General features: G+C 57.0%; 16 protein-coding genes. 10 read left to right on the plus strand and 6 right to left on the minus strand.

Translation table 11 applies throughout. The annotated features are described in order from the left end of the window. Window positions 1–80: 80 nt before the first annotated feature. Window positions 81–1,163, plus strand: a complete 1,083-nt coding sequence (locus GQF00_RS02065; RefSeq protein WP_161317496.1) for a geranylgeranyl reductase family protein — start codon at window positions 81–83, stop codon at window positions 1,161–1,163. 9 nt (window positions 1,164–1,172) lie between these two features. On the opposite strand, the gene GQF00_RS02070 is transcribed toward GQF00_RS02065, so the two are convergent. Both GQF00_RS02070 and GQF00_RS02075 read right to left on the minus strand, forming a co-directional pair. Continuing rightward, the gene (locus tag GQF00_RS02070) at window positions 1,173–2,222 is read right to left on the minus strand and encodes an AraC family transcriptional regulator (RefSeq protein WP_161317497.1); all 1,050 of its coding nucleotides are present in this window, start codon (window positions 2,220–2,222) and stop codon (window positions 1,173–1,175) included. Between the two features lie 134 nt (window positions 2,223–2,356). Next, on the minus strand, window positions 2,357–2,716 hold the full coding sequence (locus GQF00_RS02075; RefSeq protein ID WP_161317498.1) for a phasin family protein: 360 nt from the start codon (window positions 2,714–2,716) through the stop codon (window positions 2,357–2,359). Window positions 2,717–2,885: 169 nt separating this feature from the next. Between GQF00_RS02075 and GQF00_RS02080 the strand changes: the two genes are divergently transcribed. From GQF00_RS02080 to modC, 6 genes are all read left to right on the plus strand, one after another. Then, window positions 2,886–4,415: a carboxylesterase/lipase family protein gene (locus GQF00_RS02080; protein ID WP_161317499.1), complete on the plus strand. Its 1,530-nt coding sequence runs from the start codon at window positions 2,886–2,888 to the stop codon at window positions 4,413–4,415. A 95-nt stretch (window positions 4,416–4,510) separates the two neighbouring features. Further along, window positions 4,511–4,843, plus strand: coding sequence for a BolA family transcriptional regulator (locus tag GQF00_RS02085; RefSeq protein ID WP_161317500.1), 333 nt, complete (start codon window positions 4,511–4,513; stop codon window positions 4,841–4,843). Continuing rightward, window positions 4,840–5,796, plus strand: coding sequence for a rhodanese-related sulfurtransferase (locus GQF00_RS02090; RefSeq protein WP_161317501.1), 957 nt, complete (start codon window positions 4,840–4,842; stop codon window positions 5,794–5,796). Before GQF00_RS02085 ends, GQF00_RS02090 begins: the two co-directional genes overlap by 4 nt. 67 nt (window positions 5,797–5,863) lie before the next feature. Beyond that, window positions 5,864–6,589 (plus strand): molybdate ABC transporter substrate-binding protein, encoded by a 726-nt coding sequence (gene modA / locus GQF00_RS02095; protein ID WP_161317502.1) that lies wholly within the window; start codon window positions 5,864–5,866, stop codon window positions 6,587–6,589. Continuing rightward, window positions 6,579–7,262, plus strand: coding sequence for a molybdate ABC transporter permease subunit (gene modB, locus GQF00_RS02100; RefSeq protein WP_161317503.1), 684 nt, complete (start codon window positions 6,579–6,581; stop codon window positions 7,260–7,262). Before modA ends, modB begins: the two co-directional genes overlap by 11 nt. Then, complete coding sequence (gene modC, locus GQF00_RS02105) at window positions 7,259–8,311, plus strand: molybdenum ABC transporter ATP-binding protein (RefSeq protein ID WP_161317504.1); 1,053 nt, start codon at window positions 7,259–7,261, stop codon at window positions 8,309–8,311. The genes modB and modC overlap by 4 nt, the downstream gene beginning before the upstream one ends. 96 nt (window positions 8,312–8,407) lie before the next feature. On the opposite strand, the gene GQF00_RS02110 is transcribed toward modC, so the two are convergent. Together GQF00_RS02110 and GQF00_RS02115 are read right to left on the minus strand one after the other, a co-directional pair. Next, window positions 8,408–9,517: a prolipoprotein diacylglyceryl transferase family protein gene (locus GQF00_RS02110; RefSeq protein ID WP_161317505.1), complete on the minus strand. Its 1,110-nt coding sequence runs from the start codon at window positions 9,515–9,517 to the stop codon at window positions 8,408–8,410. Window positions 9,518–9,637: 120 nt separating this feature from the next. After that, the gene (locus tag GQF00_RS02115; RefSeq protein ID WP_161317506.1) at window positions 9,638–9,895 is read right to left on the minus strand and encodes a hypothetical protein; all 258 of its coding nucleotides are present in this window, start codon (window positions 9,893–9,895) and stop codon (window positions 9,638–9,640) included. 166 nt (window positions 9,896–10,061) lie between these two features. On the opposite strand from GQF00_RS02115, the gene GQF00_RS02120 reads away from it, so the two are divergent. Both GQF00_RS02120 and GQF00_RS02125 read left to right on the plus strand, forming a co-directional pair. Continuing rightward, window positions 10,062–11,633 carry a GMC oxidoreductase gene (locus GQF00_RS02120; protein ID WP_161317507.1) on the plus strand — a complete coding sequence of 524 codons (1,572 nt, stop codon included), beginning with the start codon at window positions 10,062–10,064 and terminating at the stop codon, window positions 11,631–11,633. A 65-nt stretch (window positions 11,634–11,698) separates the two neighbouring features. Continuing rightward, window positions 11,699–12,301 (plus strand): hypothetical protein, encoded by a 603-nt coding sequence (locus GQF00_RS02125; protein WP_161317508.1) that lies wholly within the window; start codon window positions 11,699–11,701, stop codon window positions 12,299–12,301. Between the two features lie 58 nt (window positions 12,302–12,359). On the opposite strand, the gene GQF00_RS02130 is transcribed toward GQF00_RS02125, so the two are convergent. Both GQF00_RS02130 and GQF00_RS02135 read right to left on the minus strand, forming a co-directional pair. Further along, the gene (locus tag GQF00_RS02130) at window positions 12,360–12,902 is read right to left on the minus strand and encodes a YecA family protein (protein ID WP_161317509.1); all 543 of its coding nucleotides are present in this window, start codon (window positions 12,900–12,902) and stop codon (window positions 12,360–12,362) included. A gap of 66 nt (window positions 12,903–12,968) precedes the next feature. Then, window positions 12,969–14,054, minus strand: coding sequence for a GGDEF domain-containing protein (locus GQF00_RS02135; protein WP_370519448.1), 1,086 nt, complete (start codon window positions 14,052–14,054; stop codon window positions 12,969–12,971). 213 nt (window positions 14,055–14,267) lie between these two features. Here GQF00_RS02135 and GQF00_RS02140 point away from each other — a divergent pair, with 213 nt between their 5' ends. Beyond that, window positions 14,268–15,362 carry an acyl-CoA dehydrogenase family protein gene (locus tag GQF00_RS02140; RefSeq protein WP_161317510.1) on the plus strand — a complete coding sequence of 365 codons (1,095 nt, stop codon included), beginning with the start codon at window positions 14,268–14,270 and terminating at the stop codon, window positions 15,360–15,362. Window positions 15,363–15,365: the final 3 nt, after the last annotated feature.

Here is a 15,365-nt window from a genome sequence, read left to right on the forward strand (position 1 = left end):
GCTGTGCATGGGTCAGAGGTCCGAACGGCGCGCATTATAAAGGAGCTGGCGACTAATCGCACGAACTCCTAAGGAGGAATATGAATACCTGGGACGTGATAGTGATCGGGGCGGGCCAGGCGGGCAGTGCGGCGGCTTGGGATCTGGCCGCCGGGGGCAAGCGTGTTTTGGTTCTTTCGCGGGCTGCAGGAGCGGGCAAACCCTGTGCCGGTGGTGTCACCATGAAGACCCTGAACCGCTATCGCTTCTCCATTGCTCCGCTGGTGCGGGAAACCGTGGATGCCTTGCATGTAAGCCGCTTCCCGCGCCAGGAGTCGGTGCTCAAGGCGCCGAATCCTTTCTGTGTGATGACCGAGCGCAGCGAGCTGGACCAGTATTGCCTGGCACAAGCGCAGGAACAGGGAGCCGTGTTCAAGCTTGTCCGCGGGATTGAGTCCGTGCGGCAGCACCAAAACGGTGTCGCGGTCACTACCCGAGAAGGGGATCAGTTTCAGGCCAGATTCCTTGTTGCGGCAGATGGCGCCAATAGTCGGGTACGGCATTTGCTGGGTGAGCGCTCGTGGCAGGGTGCCATGGCCATCGAGGGGCACATTGACCGGGCGGACCTCAAGGACTATCCCGGTATGACACTGGATTTTCAGGCAATCAAAGGGGGCTATGGCTGGCTGTTTCCGAAGGAGGATCACGTCAATGTGGGGCTCTATATCTGGAAGCACGGGCTGGCGGCCACAGACCGCAGGGCGCTGGATCAGTATTGCCTGGATCGACTGGGTGTGAAGCCGCACAGGGTGTCCGGTTTCCCCCTGGGGACCTGGTTGCCTCAGGCTCGGCTTCGACAGGAGCGGATCCTGTTTGCCGGGGATGCGGCAGGATGCAGCGAAGCCCTGCTCGGCGAAGGTATTTATGGAGCCGTGTTGAGTGGCCAGCTGGCGGCTCAGGCGCTGCTGTCAGGAGATCTGGATAATTACCGGGAAAACCTGCAGGACTGGCGTGAGGAGTTGATCAAGGTAAAGCAGCTTTCAGCCCTGTTTTACGGCCTGCTGCCGATTTCCGTTCCGATGCTTCAGGGACGGCTTGGAACGACGCTGGTGGCGGACTTTTCCCGGGGTTATACCTTGGGGCAGTGCAAGCGCCGCTGGCGTGGCGCCCCCAGCCTTGCATGAAACAAGGGGTCAGACTGGAGGTGGCGCCTCGCGGCCCTGTTCCCGGTAACTGATCGGGGTGATGCCGAACCAGCGCTTGAAGGCGCGGTTGAAGGCACTTTGCTCCGAATAGCCAAGATCCAGGGCGATCTGGTTGACGGAACGCTGACTGTGCAGAAGCCAGTCACAGGCCAGCCGCCGGCGTTCCTCCTCAAGCAGGCTGGAGAAATCGGTATTTTCGGCGCGCAGCTGTCGGCGTAGAGTCCAGGGCTTTACGCCCAGCTCATCGGCGATGGGCTCCAGCTGAGGCACTCCTTGCTGGAAGCATTTCTGAATTTCCAGGCGTACCTGGTCGAGCAGATTGTCGCGGGCATGATACTGCGTCACGGCTCGCTGCATGCGCGAACGTGCCAGTTTATGTACATCCGGGTCCGCATCACGCAATGGCAAATCGAGCAGCTGATGGCTTAGAACGATTGCGTTTTCTGGCTGCTCAAAGGCCACTGGGCAATTGAAGATACGTTTGTATTCCTGTGGGTCCCCTTGTGCCGGGTGCTGGAAATGAATGCGTTCCGGGTTGTAGCTTTGCCCAAGAATCCAGCGCCCGAAGGTGATGGCAGCGGCAAAGTTGGCATCAATGCGCATGGGATAGGTGGGCATGGCTTCCATGTCACTGTCCCAGATCAGCCACAGATCCTCATCTTTCCATTCGAAACGCATGGAAGCGTATTCGGTGGTGACTTTCATGAATGGAATCATCAACTCAATAGCATCCCTGAGCGTGGCGCTGGACATGCTGGCATAACCCAGCTCGCCCATGAAGCGTGGGCGAATAGCCTCACCCATGTGCAGGCCAAACAGGGGATCATTGCTGTGTTTGAGCGCCAGCCGGATCAGCTGGTCTTCCACCGTCATGGCAATACGGGACTGGGGATTCTCAAGATCCTCGTTGCTGACACCAAGATCAATCAGGGCGCCGCTGAGATCCACGCCGGCACGCAGGGCGGCATCCAGCAGAAATTCCAGCCAGAAGGGGGCGACGGTACGTTGTTGCAAAAGGGTCGAGTAGCTGGGTGACATGGGCTCGTGATTTCTTGTTATTCCGAGCAGTAGATAACGAGAGCAGGGCGGTTAAGTCAACCGTTGTGATCAATCCGGCAGCAGGAAGGCGGGGAGTCTGATGACTCCCCACGCCAATCCTTGCCGGTGAGGACTTATTTCGCGTCCTTGGCCAGCTTGTTGACCTTGCGGGTCAGGGAATTCAGTTTCTTGTTCAGGGCTTCCACGTCACTTTGCGTGGGCAGACCCAGCGCTTCAGCCAGTTTGCCGCGCAGTTCGTCGAGGGTGGATGCCTTTTCTGCCACCTTCTTGCTGGTAGCCTTGGTGGTCTTGGCCAGTTCTTTCTGGCGCTTTTCACCGGTCTTTACCAGAGTCTCGAACAGTTCATTGCTTGATTGTTCAACACGCTTGGCCGCACCGCGCACGGCGTTGCTGATTTTTTCAGCAGCAGCACGGGTTTCAGCATTCAGTTGCTCATAGCGCTCATTGAACTGGGAAATTACAGTATTGCTCATTGGAGAATCCCTCCTTAAATTGATTGGCGTGCCTCTAGAGGCGTTGCAAGTGTATGCCAGTGCTTCGGGGCGGGATTTATTGTTGTCGAACAATAAAACATGACCATGATTCAGTTACAAATCAGTAACAAAGGCGCATTGAAACCCACATTTCATACAGGGAGACCCCATGACAGCAGTGATCCGTCAGGGATGCTATGAAGGCCTTCATCGCAACGGTGTCATCGAATATCGGGGCGTTCCTTTTGCTCTGCCGCCCCTTGGCGAGCGACGTTTCAAGGCGCCATTGCCGCTACCTGACAGTGATGACACTTTTCGGGCAGACCAGTTTCCGCTGGCCTCTTTGCAGATGAACAACCCGATAATGGGCGTTAATGAATCCAGTCAGGATTGCCTGTACCTGAATATCTGGCGGCCTGAAGGGGAGGGACCTTTCCCGGTGATGGTCTGGTTTCATGGAGGTGGTTATCTGTCCGGATCCATTTCCCAGGTTCTGTACAACGGGGCGGAACTGGCCCGCAGCCAGCAAGTGATAGTCGTGAATGCAGCCTATCGACTGGGGGCGCTGGGGTTTGGCGATTTCAGTAAAATTGCCCCTGAGCTTGGTGCAGTGACCAATGCTGGCTTGAGGGATCAAGTGGCGGCGTTGGAGTGGGTGGCTGAAAACATTGCAGCTTTTGCGGGGGATCCTGCTGCGGTCACCATATTCGGCGAATCCGCTGGTGGCTTCAGTGTCTGCTCGTTATTGGCCTGTCCAGCAGCAAAAGACCTCTTTCACGGGGCCATTGTACAGTCAGGTGCCGCTGATTTTGCTCTGTGCACAGAGGAAGCGAGCAAGGTGGCACAGGCGCTCGTGGATGCCTTGCCGGGCGAGGGGAGTGCGGCTGAGCGCCTGCTGAACAGTTCCGACCGGGATTGGATCAAGGCTCAGAATGCCTCGGTGAAGGTGCTGGTCAAACGAGGCCTGAGGGACACCACGCCGCAGTTTGCCATGAACTTTTTGCCGGTAGTGGATGATGACCTTCTCCCTGAGCTTCCCATTGACGCCATTGCACGCGGCGCTGCCTCTGACAAGCGACTATTGGCGGGAGTCTGTGCGGATGAATACCACTTCTTCCAGTACGGAGGCGTATTGGCGGGAAAGACCACGATGGATGCTCTGCGCGAGATCGACGAGGATGAATTGCTGCGCCGCTTTGAGCGGGGCTTGCCGGCCCACGGTGGCGAGGCATACCAGTATTATCGTGAAACCGTGACACCGGATGAGCGCCGTTGTGAGCTGGACCGGCTTTCGGCTATGGAATCTGATCGTCTGTTCCGCGTCCCGACACTGCGGCTGCTGGACGCGCAATCTGTACACAACGATGCCTGCTGGGGTTTCCAGTTTACCTGGCCCAGTGCGCCGTTTGGCGTGCCTTTGGGAGCCTGCCATGTGGTGGATATCCCCTTTGTATTCGGTGTGACCGATACGCCGGCGGGCTTGTACTTCACGGGCGGCGGGGGGCAGGCCAGGGCGTTGTCCGTGGAAGTGCAAAACGTATGGGGAGGCTTTGCCCGGGGTGAATCCCCCGAATGGCAGCCCTGGGGTGAGCAGCGCCAGGCGCGGCAGTTCGGACCGGGTGAGCCACTTGTCGGGCTCCTGGATGAAGCGGGGGAGATGCTGTGGCGGGACATTATTCCTGAGCCCGCCGACCACTGACGTTTTTCCGTTATGGCGAAAAGGCGTAGAATACGCGCCCCGCACCGGATTACCGGGCGGGGCGTTAATCATTTCTCCGCAAGTCAGGATGGCCCATGAGTGTTGCAACATTGATCGAGCGCAAGGTTTACGATGCGGTGCCTGTGGCACATTTCGCGCTGGAAAATGAGAGTCACAAACACAGTGTGCCACCCAATTCGGAAACGCATTTCAAACTGGTGCTGGTCTCCGACGCGTTTAGCGACATGATGCCGGTGCGCCGTCACCAGATGCTGTACAAGATTCTGGCCGATGAGCTGGCTGGCCCAGTGCACGCTCTGGCGTTGCATACTTTCACCATTGATGAGTGGAAGGCCAAAGGCGGGGAGGTATCTCAATCTCCTGACTGTATGGGTGGCAGCAAGCACGATCCGGAGTTTAAAGCGTGAGTCAGCACAAAGAAGAAAGGGCCGACAGTATTGTCGTCGCAGCACTTTATAAATTCGTTCGACTGGAAGACTTCGAGGCCCTGCGCCAGCCGCTGCTGGCGCTGATGATGGATAGTGATGTCCGGGGCACCTTGTTGCTGGCTAACGAAGGTATCAACGGCACTATCTCCGGCCCCCGGGCAGGGATCAATACGGTACTGGAATGGCTGCGCAGTGACCCGCGACTGGCGGATCTTGAGCACAAGGAGTCTTTCCATGACGAGCATCCCTTCCTGCGTACCAAGGTGAAGCTGAAGAAAGAGATTGTCACCATGGGCGTGGAAGGCATAGATCCCAATCGTACCGTGGGCACCTATCTGACTCCGCAGGAATGGAACGAGGTGATCAGCGACCCCGAGACTATCCTTATTGATACCCGCAATGACTATGAGGTAGAAGTGGGTACCTTCAAGGGAGCGATTAACCCTCATACCCAGACATTTCGAGAGTTCCCCGATTACGTCAAGGAAACCCTGGATCCGGCTAAACACAAAAAAGTTGCCATGTTCTGCACAGGCGGCATTCGCTGTGAAAAGTCCACGGCCTATCTCAAGGAGCAGGGTTTTGAAGAGGTGTACCACCTGAAAGGGGGAATCCTCAAATACCTGGAAGAAACGCCCAAAGAGAATTCACTGTGGGAAGGCGAGTGCTTTGTGTTCGATGAGCGCGTTACGGTGGATCATGACCTTAACCCCGGTGAATACGATCAGTGCCACGCCTGTCGCCGTCCTATCAGTGAAGAAGACCAGCAATCTGAACTGTTTCAGCTGGGCGTCTCCTGTCCTCACTGTTATGACGAATCCAGTCCGGAACAGAAGGCGCGTTTTGCGGAACGCCAGAAACAGATTGAGCTGGCCCGCGCCCGTGGTCAGGCTCACCGTGGCCAGAATCCGCGTACCCGTGAGGAGGGTTGATCACGGAAAGGCCTGACAGTTTCCCGGGTCTCACCTAGACTGTTCACAACGGTTGAGTGAGGTTCGAATGCGTCTGCTGTCCTGTCTGTTGTTTGTTGCCCTTGTCGGCAAGGCCGCTGCCGGTCAAATCCAGGTTGCGGTCGCCGCCAACTTTGCTCAGCCCCTTCGCGACGTTGTCAGGCAGTATCAAACGAATTACCCGGATACCCGTATCTCACTCACCGTGGCATCCACGGGTAAGTTGGCCGCGCAGATTCGTCAGGGTGCTCCCTATGATGTGTTCCTGGCGGCAGATTCTCGCCGTCCCCGTGAGCTGGCCGAGGAGGATATTGGTCTTGCGGATACCGTAAGGGCCTACGCCCGCGGTGTACTGGTTCTCTGGTCTCCCCAGCCTGATCTGGATTTGACGGCAGATTCCCTCCGCCACGGGCAGATTCACCCTCTTGCAATGGCGAACCCTCGCACGGCCCCTTACGGACTCGCAGCCCGTTATGTGCTTGATGAACTGAACCTCCCTGGCAGCGTGGTGTTGGTTCAGGCCGAAAATGTTGGCCAGAGTTATCACTTCGCACATAGTGGTGCTGCCGCCGCAGCTTTTGTCGCTTACAGCCAGGTCCGTGAGCAGGACGGGGCTCTCTGGCAGATTCCCCAGGAGCAGTATCCCGCCATTATCCAGAGCGCCATACAGTTGAGCGACAATCCGGACGTGTCCCGGTTCTATCAATTCCTCTTCAGTGAGTCGGCGGAAAATATCATCACCAGCCATGGTTACCGGGTGCCAGATGCTGACTAATGCTGACTGGCTAGCCTTGTGGGTGAGTATCCAGCTGGCGCTGGTAACTGTTGTCGTGTTGCTGCTGGTGTGTACTCCCCTGGCGTGGGTGCTGGCCAGGCGTCGCTGGCAGGGCCAGGCGTTTCTGGAGGCGCTCCTGGCGTTACCTTTGGTGCTGCCGCCCTCCGTGCTGGGTTTTTATTTGCTTCTCATGTTGGGCCCCGATGGCCCGGGCGGCTGGTTTGCCGAGTTGGGGGGGCTCCGGTCGTTGGCGTTCAGCTTTCCAGGATTGGTGATTGGCTCGGTGATCTACTCTTTGCCTTTTATTCTGCAGCCGCTGAAGAATGCCTTTGCCAGTCTCGAATCTGATCAGTTGGCCATGGCAGCAGTGTGTGGAGCGAGTCCACTGGACCGGTTTTTCAGCCTGGTTCTGCCGCAGGCGAGATTGGGATATCTGAGTGCTGGCATGCTGGGATTTGCCCACACCCTGGGTGAATTCGGTGTGGTGTTGATGATAGGAGGCAGTTTGCCGGGCGAGACACGGGTGGCCTCGGTGGCGTTGTATGAACACGTGGAAGCCGGTGATTACGCCAGTGCGCATCGTCTGGCGCTGGTGCTGCTGGTTGTCTCGCTGGTCATGCTCTGGTGGCTTTTTCGCTGGCAGCGCCGGCGCTCAGTGGGGACCTGGTGGTGAGTCTTGAATTTGCCATTACCGGCAAGGCCGGCACATTGAGCATAGAAGCTGCCGGGCAGCTAGCTCCCAGCGGGGTAACGGTTCTCTTTGGCCCATCCGGCACCGGCAAGAGTACGCTGCTGAACATGCTGGCCGGCTTGCATTCCTGTGAAGGCAGCATTCGCTTTGGTGAGCAGGCCTGGCAGGAAGAAGGGAGCCGCCCCTTGCCCGTCTGGCAACGCCCCCTTGGCATGCTGATGCAAAAGCCGACACTGTTTCGGCACTTGTCTGTTCAGGGTAATCTGGACTATGTGCTGAAGCGGCGTGGCAATGGCGATGAACTGGCGCGGATCATAGCAGAGACTCGCATTGAGCATCTGCTGAAGCGTCAGGTTGACAAGCTGTCCGGTGGCGAAGCCCAGCGTGTGGCGTTGGCGCGTGCCCTGATCGGCCGGCCAGGCATGCTGTTACTGGATGAGCCCTTGTCTGCCGTGGATCTGCCCCATCGCGAAAGTCTGCTGGGGATGATACAGGCGGTTTCCGGATCGGTGCCGATTCTCTATGTGACACACAGTCTTGATGAGCTCATTCTGCTTGCCGATCGGGTCTGGTTGATGGAGCAGGGCAGGGTCACGGTTCAGGGGACCACAAGTACGGCTCTGGCCTCGTTATCCGGCCCACTGGCACACCGCACAGATGCGTCTTCCTTGTTGCAGGGTGATTGTGGTGACTTCGATGCGGTGGATCATCTGCAAACAGTACGGGTGGGAGCTGCCACATTTTTGGTGCCCACTGCCGCAGCCAAGGGTAACGGCTCGGTGGTGCGGTTACGGATCGCTGCCCGCGATGTCAGTCTGTGCCGGGTACCGCCAGTGCACTCCAGTATCCTGAATATTCTTCCGGCCACAGTGATTGAGGTGATGCCGGCAGGTGCAGGGCAGCAGCTGGTGAAGCTCGAGTTGGAATCCCAGCCGTTGCTGGCCAGGCTGTCCTCTCGTTCAGTACGGGATCTGGGTATCATTGCCGGGGAACGGATTTATGCGCAGGTAAAGGCCGTGGCGCTGGTTTAGTTTAACGCTGGCCCCTTTATCGTTGTGCATGAAGCCAGCACAGCTTCGGGTGCGATAAACCCCTGGTCCGCGCTGTGCTGTAGTGTGTTACTTGTTTCAGGCAGCTACCTTGCTGCCTTTCTCGCAGTCTTCCGACCCGCATCCCGCCTGATGCCGCCAGTCCGCTGCCAGTCCAAACCGTAATTCTCCGGTGGTGATGGTGCTGGTGCCAGAGAAGAAGAACATGACCACAGTGATCAACTGGAGGCTGAGAATAACGCCGGGTGACCATAGCGCGTTCAAACCGTCGGCAAGACTGGGGGCCAGACTGGTGTGTGATGGCATCAAGATACTGATGAGGATGCCGTACAGGACTGAAAATAGCGCCATGGCCTGATAGGCGGAGAACCATTTGCTGCCACCGCGGTAATCCGCACGCAGGGTTTCTGACCAAGCCCGCCATAATTGGCTGCCGATGAGGGCCAGAGAAAAGGAAATGCCGAATTGCCCATGGAAGAAGAGTGCGGCACAAATCAGGGCGAGGGCGGTATAAAGCACGCAGGTTATCGCCTGGATTGGAATGACACGCACCGATTCCATCTCACCCGCGAAGGCAATTTTCTTGGTCTTGCCGATAAAGACATGATGCAGGGAGGCAAACCATTTCCTTGCCCATTGTGGCGACTGATCAAGGGCTTTGCCGTAACAGCAACCAAAGCTGATACAGGCCAGCCGCCCAATCCCTTCACCAATCACATAGGCAATGGCCATGGCTGCCAACATGGGCAACACCGGCAATGAAATGTTTCCGTATCGCTGACACAGCACGTCCGCCATCCACAGAAACAGTGGCGCAATGAGGATGCCCACAAAGCTGGCGCCACCGACCGTAAAGCCGTGGCGGTTCTTCTCTACCACAGTGGCAATGATTTTCGCCGCAGGCAAGCAGATGGTGAGTACACCGAGGGTAAGGAGCAGGGAGGTGGTCAGTGATACCTGCACCGCAGCAGTCAGCAAAATGAAGGTGGCCACACCTAGTCCACCGGCGAAACCGGTAAACAGCCCATAGAATGTCAGGTTAAGCCCTTGCCAGGAGCCATCCCCGTTCTTTCTCAGGGGCAGTGAAGCGACAAATTGCCAACGCTCCTGGGGCAGGTGTCGAAACAGAAACCGGAAGCAGAGTGCGAATAACAATGCGCAGGCGAGCAGGAACAGGTCAGTAGCCATGATCGAGCCTCCTTGGACAATTTCAGGCCATGGTGACGGGTTTCCAGTGCGAAGGCGTGACAGAGATATGAAGATGTAATGACGGTAGCAGGCGGTTGAGGCTCCAACCGTACGAGGGCTTTAATCGCGATTACGAAGAAAACTTTCTGCAGCCTGGACAATCAGTTCGGTGACTGAACGATCTTCCATTAGCGCCTGCATCTTTAGCCGCTTGTGCAGATCAGCCGGAATGTCTGCGGTGAGCCGGCGGTAGCCTTCACGAGCCGCCCCCTGGCGTGTGGTTTTTTTCGCTGTGCGTGCCGCTCGAGTGGTGCCTGACCCGTTGCGTTTGCGAGGGCGTTGCTGTTCTTCAACGGTGACGAAATCGATTTGTTCCATGGGGCAGGGCTAATACGCAGAAGGCAGGAAAGGGCAAAAAACAAGGAACGGAAGGTTACTGGAAAGCGCTGTAAATAGACAGGATTGGCGGCAGATTTTATAGTGCAATTTGATGATTAAAAACCATGACATGGATATGTGTCGTGAATAATACATTGAGGAAAACATGGAAAAAGTGGATGTCCTGGTTGTCGGTAGTGGCTTTGGTGGATCGGTCATGGCGTGCCGACTGGCAGAGAAGGGAAGCAAGGTTATTGTTCTGGAGCGGGGGCGACGCTGGCTGCCTTCGGATTATCCCTCGGTTAGCCAGAAAAACTGGCTTTGGGATGAAAGCGAGCCGGAAAAACAGAACGGCTGGATTGATTTTCGTTACTTTGGTGACATGAGCGTAGCCATGGGGGCCGGTGTGGGTGGTGGTTCGCTGATTTACGCCAATGTCAGCATCGAAGCCACACCCGAAACCTTCGACAGTGGCTGGCCTGAGGCCATCAGCTATCAGGCACTAAAGCCGCACTATGACGCGGCCGGTGTGATGATGAACGTTCAGACCTTGCCGGACAATCAGTGGACGCCGCGCACCCGGCTGATGAAAGAGGCGGCGGAGGCCGTGGGCGATGGGCATCGCTTCCGAATGGTCGATCAGGCTGTCACCTTCAACCCGGACTGGTCCAGCGATATGGACGAGGACCCTTATGATTACCGGCACAGCAAAAGCTGGATAAATGCTCAGGGCAAGGAGCAGGGCACCTGTACCCATTGCGGTAACTGTGACCTTGGCTGTCCGGTCAAGGCCAAGAACACTCTCGATCTCAATTATCTGGCAGCGGCGGAAACCGCCGGAGCTGAGGTTCGCCCGCTGCACCATGTTCGTACCATCATGCCGTTGGCAGGGGGCGGCTATGAAGTCCGTGCCCGGGATCTGGATGGCCAGTGCTGGCGAGTATTTCGTGCTGACAAAGTGATCGTGGCCGCGGGTTCTGTGGGCTCCACGGAATTGCTGCTGCGCTGTCGTGATCAGTACCGCACACTGCCTCGCCTGAGCCGGCGCCTTGGCAATAACTGGACCTGTAATGGTGATTTCGCCACCCCTGCAAGTTACGAAAACAAGGTCATATCGCCAACCCGTGGGCCAACCATTTCCAGTGCCATTGACTACCTTGACGGTAGCGATGGCGGCGCCCGCTATTTTGTAGAGGACGGGGGTATCCCGGATGTACTGGGCAATTGGTTGGAAGCAATGGGCAAGAGCTCCATTATTGCCCGAAGCCGCCTGGGCAATGCCATGCTTCGTTACGGCGACAAGAGTGATCCCTTCAGCAATATCATGCCCTGGTTTGGTCAGGCCATGGATGAGCCCGGTGGTCGCTTTTATCTGGGGCGTCGCTGGTATTGGCCCTGGAAGAAAACCACACTGAAACTGGATTGGGACTATCGCAAGGCAGAGAAGGCGGTACAGGGACTGGCGGATCGACACCTGGCACTGACCAGGGCCACCGGTGGTGATCCGACCACCCCGGCGACCTGGTCCCTGTTCAAGGATCTGATCACCCCGCATCCACTGGGGGGGTGCAATATGGCAGACACCATTGACCAGGGTGTTGTGGATTACCGCGGAGAGGTGTTCAACTATCCCAATCTGTTCGTGATTGATGGTGCCATGGTGCCGAAGTCACTGGGCCTGAATCCATCACGAACCATTCTGGCACTGGCTGAATTCTCGGCCAGCCAGATGAATTGATCTGTGCCAGTTAACAGAAACACCGTGTCAGAATTGCTCTGGCACGGCTTGAAAAGGAATCCGTGATGAGCGACGCCCGTTTCCACGTTGTATTTACCGGTGAGTTGGTGAAAGGTGCCGACCCGGACACCGTCAAGGCTAATCTCGGGCGGTTGTTCAAGATGGATGCTGCCAAGGTCGAGAAGCTGTTCAGTGGTCAGCCTGTGATACTGAAAAAGGATGCGGACCAGGCTACCGCGATGAAATTTCGCGCAGCGCTGAAGCAAGCGGGTGCGGAGTGTGTACTCAAGCCTCTCGCGTCCGGGGCGGCTGAAGCCAGTGCGCCTCCTGTTCCTCCATCAGAGTCTGCGCCACCTGCCTCAAACTTTGACTCCGCCGTTGGCGTGCAATCCTCCCCAGTCAGTGATGAGCCCCCATCAGGGCAGGATAGTGGTGATCTGGAAACCGTTGGCACCATTCGTACCGGGGGCACCGGGTTTTCCGGTCCTTTCAGCGTTGCGGATGTGGGTGAAGACATGGACAACAGTACCCATGCGCCACCACCTCCCGCACCGGATGTCAGCCATCTATCCATGGCAGGCGTCGGGGAGGATCTAGGGCAGAAGAAGAAAGAGGAGAATGTGAAAGTGCCGGACATCAGTCATCTGTCGATCAGTCCGGATAACTGACATTGACTGTTTCCAGACAGCAAGAATCCCTGCCTGTCCGGAGCGCGTCTAAAGCAGGTTATTCGTTCTCGTCACCCTCGTCTGGACCATGGAAATGGAGGAAGAACTCCTCCAGCAGGTCCGGAATGCTTAGCGCCATCTGACGAACCACCTGGGTGTTCTCCCACAGCGCGTCCAGTTCTTCATCCTCATCCAGGCCCGAAATCAGGATAAACGGGAGCATCAGTTCCACGGTCTTTTCTTCGTCGTCCTGATACCAGGCCGCCTCTTCTTCAAACACTCCCGTCATGAAACCCGCACACCAGCTTGCCAGGTCCTGACCATCATCCTCTTGATAGGGGTCCAGCAGGCAGGGGAGATTAACGGGTTCACCGGCCAGCATTTGGGTAGCCAGCCGCTGGCGGAGTTTTTCCATGGCATTTGCTACGTCTTCAGGAACATCCAGATCGAGCATGGCGGCGTAGTCTGTCTCTGAGACAGGGCCAACTGCCAGTGCGCAGAGCAGGCCGTGGATTTCCGTCCAGGTCGGTGCATCTTCACCGAGAGCACTGAAGTGGTTACGAACTGTATTTTTGAGGCTGGGATTGGTGATTTCAGACATGGGCCCTCCAGGCGGGCAAGCATAACGGCTGAGTGGTCGGCAGGTTAATGGTTCTGACCGTACTAGTCAGCCCTTAACCACGCAATTTCTGCCTTGGGACTTGGCCTGGTAAAGCGCTTCATCAGCCCGGCGGGCAAACTCCTGCGCACTTTCGTTTTGCTGATACTGAACTACCCCGACGGAAAAGGTGTTGGTCAGGGCGTCCGAGAAGGGATAGTGCTGTTGGGCGAATTCTTCACGAAGGCGATTCAGCGCGGCGACACAGGCAGTGGTGGAGGCGTGGGGGAACATAACGACGAACTCTTCGCCACCGTAACGGGCAAGGATGTCAGAGCGACGCAAGCCCACGCTGGCAACAGCACTGAAGCGTCGAATGACCTCGTCTCCCGCCTGATGACCATAGGTGTCGTTGACCTGCTTGAAATGATCCAGGTCGATAATGGCCAGGTGAAGCGGGGAGCCATTGCGAGAGGCCAGCGCCATTTCCTCCTCCAGCCTGCCAAGGAAATAGCGGCGGTTATACAGCCCGGTCAGATCATCTCGAATTGCGATGGCGGCAAGCCGATCATGGGCCTGACGCAAATGTTCACGCTGCTCTCTCACCCGACTCTGCAGATTATGGATGTAACCGCCCACATAGACGAACGACCCGAGCACCAGGGCAAGAATGAACCAGTGGCCAAGCTGGTAGGAAAAGATTACTTGCTGTGGCGCCAGGATGCCTTCGCCAATCAACAGGAGACTGAAACAGGCCTGGATGAAGATCGCCATCATCAGTAAGCGGCGGCGATCCAGCGAGATCACCCCGAAAGTCAGGATCATCAAATAGATACTCAGCATGGCCCCGCGCAATTCGCGCGAGTAATAGAGCACAGCGGTGACCGCAAGGATGCCCGCGATCATCTGGAATACGGTGAGACTCGGATCTTTGAAGCGTTCACTGATGCCGCTACGCAGCAGTATGTAAAACACCACATTAACGGCAAAAAGCAGGCTGAAAATCGTGATATGAGGCGTGGCCGGGTCAAACGCAGTGAGCTGAACCCCTGCAAAGGTGCCAAACCAGAGCAGGCAGTAGGAATACAGGGCCATCAGCTGTCGGCGAATGCGAACAGCGCGATCGGGTGCATCCTTGGGAATCAGCGTAAACACGTAAGCCTTGCTGCCTTGTTTCATTATTGTGGTATGGCAATTTGATTCTACATTAACCATTTTTTCAAAGCAGGCCCAAACAAGGGGGGTGACACCGTGTAGACATTTGGGCACGATAAGCTGGCATTCAAACAAACGTTTGATTGGTGTTATCTGGAGCCTGCTCGCCATTCAGCAGGTCCGACCGGTGTGAATATTCTGGAAGAGGAAGCCATGACCACAGACCTTTTCGATCTGACGCTCAACGAAGAGCAGCGAATAACCCGTGAAAACATGCTGCGTTTTGTCCGTGAATCGCTGACACCGGCGGCCAGACAGGCCGATGACCAGGCGGCAATGAACAGCGATTTGATCAGTGCGATTCATGACTTCGGTCTGGCACTGATGCCGGTACCGGAAGCCCTGGGTGGAGTTGGGCTGCCTCGCTCTCCACTTTCCAACGCGCTGGCCTGCGAGGACCTGGGCACAGGGGATATGTCCCATGCTCTGGCTGCCCTGCAGCCTATGGCCGCGGTGAATGCACTGATGGATTTTGGCAGCGAGGAACAGCAGGAGCAGTGGCTCCCCGGGCTGGCATCCGAGCAATGGCAGGGAGCTGCGGTGGCACTGGTAGAACCGCGGGCAACTTTTGAACCAACGGAACTGCATACTCGCGCTGAGCGTGATGGGGAGAGTTTCACGCTTACCGGCAGCAAGGGGCTGGTACCCGCTGGTGAATCCTGCCAGTGGTTTCTGGTAGTGGCCGCGACTGCGGATGGTCCGGGCGCCTTTATTGTGCCGGCCGATGCGCAGGGCCTGACCGTTAGTGCTGAGCCAGCAATGGGGCTGCGCAGCGCCGGACTTTGTTCGCTGGTGCTGGATCAGGTCAAGGTGTCTGCTGACCAGCGTCTTCCTCATTTTGACCTGGAACGACTGCTGGGGCTTTCCTGGATTGGTCTGTGCGCCTTGTCAGTGGGCTGCTGTCAATCGGTACTTGATTACGCGATTCCCTACGTGAAGGAGCGCAAGGCGTTCGGTGAACCCATTGCCTGGCGTCAGTCCGTGGCCTTCATGGTGTCGGACATGGCTATCGAACTGGAGGGGATGCGCTTGATGATGCTGCGGGCTGCAAGCCGCGCAGAGCAGGGCCTGCCGTTCTACAAGGAGGCGTATCTGGCGCATCTCCAGTGCATGGAAAAGGCCATGGCCATTGGCACCAACGGTATTCAGCTATTTGGTGGTGCGGGTTTTGTTCGCGATTACCCGCTGGAGATGTGGTACCGAAATCTGCGCAGTATTGCCGTGCTTCACGGCAGCCTGATGGTCTGAGAC

The sequence above is a fragment of the Alcanivorax sp. DP30 genome, from assembly GCF_009882945.1.
Classification (GTDB): domain Bacteria; phylum Pseudomonadota; class Gammaproteobacteria; order Pseudomonadales; family Alcanivoracaceae; genus Alcanivorax.

Coding starts and splice junctions, on each gene's coding strand:
- GQF00_RS02140 (WP_161317510.1), top strand. CDS start 14,268: ATGACCACAGACCTTTTCGATCTGACGCTCAACGAAGAGCAGCGAATA.
- GQF00_RS02125 (WP_161317508.1), top strand. CDS start 11,699: ATGAGCGACGCCCGTTTCCACGTTGTATTTACCGGTGAGTTGGTGAAA.
- GQF00_RS02130 (WP_161317509.1), bottom strand. CDS start 12,902: ATGTCTGAAATCACCAATCCCAGCCTCAAAAATACAGTTCGTAACCAC.
- GQF00_RS02075 (WP_161317498.1), bottom strand. CDS start 2,716: ATGAGCAATACTGTAATTTCCCAGTTCAATGAGCGCTATGAGCAACTG.
- GQF00_RS02115 (WP_161317506.1), bottom strand. CDS start 9,895: ATGGAACAAATCGATTTCGTCACCGTTGAAGAACAGCAACGCCCTCGC.
- GQF00_RS02065 (WP_161317496.1), top strand. CDS start 81: ATGAATACCTGGGACGTGATAGTGATCGGGGCGGGCCAGGCGGGCAGT.
- GQF00_RS02080 (WP_161317499.1), top strand. CDS start 2,886: ATGACAGCAGTGATCCGTCAGGGATGCTATGAAGGCCTTCATCGCAAC.
- GQF00_RS02070 (WP_161317497.1), bottom strand. CDS start 2,222: ATGTCACCCAGCTACTCGACCCTTTTGCAACAACGTACCGTCGCCCCC.
- GQF00_RS02110 (WP_161317505.1), bottom strand. CDS start 9,517: ATGGCTACTGACCTGTTCCTGCTCGCCTGCGCATTGTTATTCGCACTC.
- GQF00_RS02120 (WP_161317507.1), top strand. CDS start 10,062: ATGGAAAAAGTGGATGTCCTGGTTGTCGGTAGTGGCTTTGGTGGATCG.
- GQF00_RS02085 (WP_161317500.1), top strand. CDS start 4,511: ATGAGTGTTGCAACATTGATCGAGCGCAAGGTTTACGATGCGGTGCCT.
- modB (WP_161317503.1), top strand. CDS start 6,579: ATGCTGACTAATGCTGACTGGCTAGCCTTGTGGGTGAGTATCCAGCTG.
- modA (WP_161317502.1), top strand. CDS start 5,864: ATGCGTCTGCTGTCCTGTCTGTTGTTTGTTGCCCTTGTCGGCAAGGCC.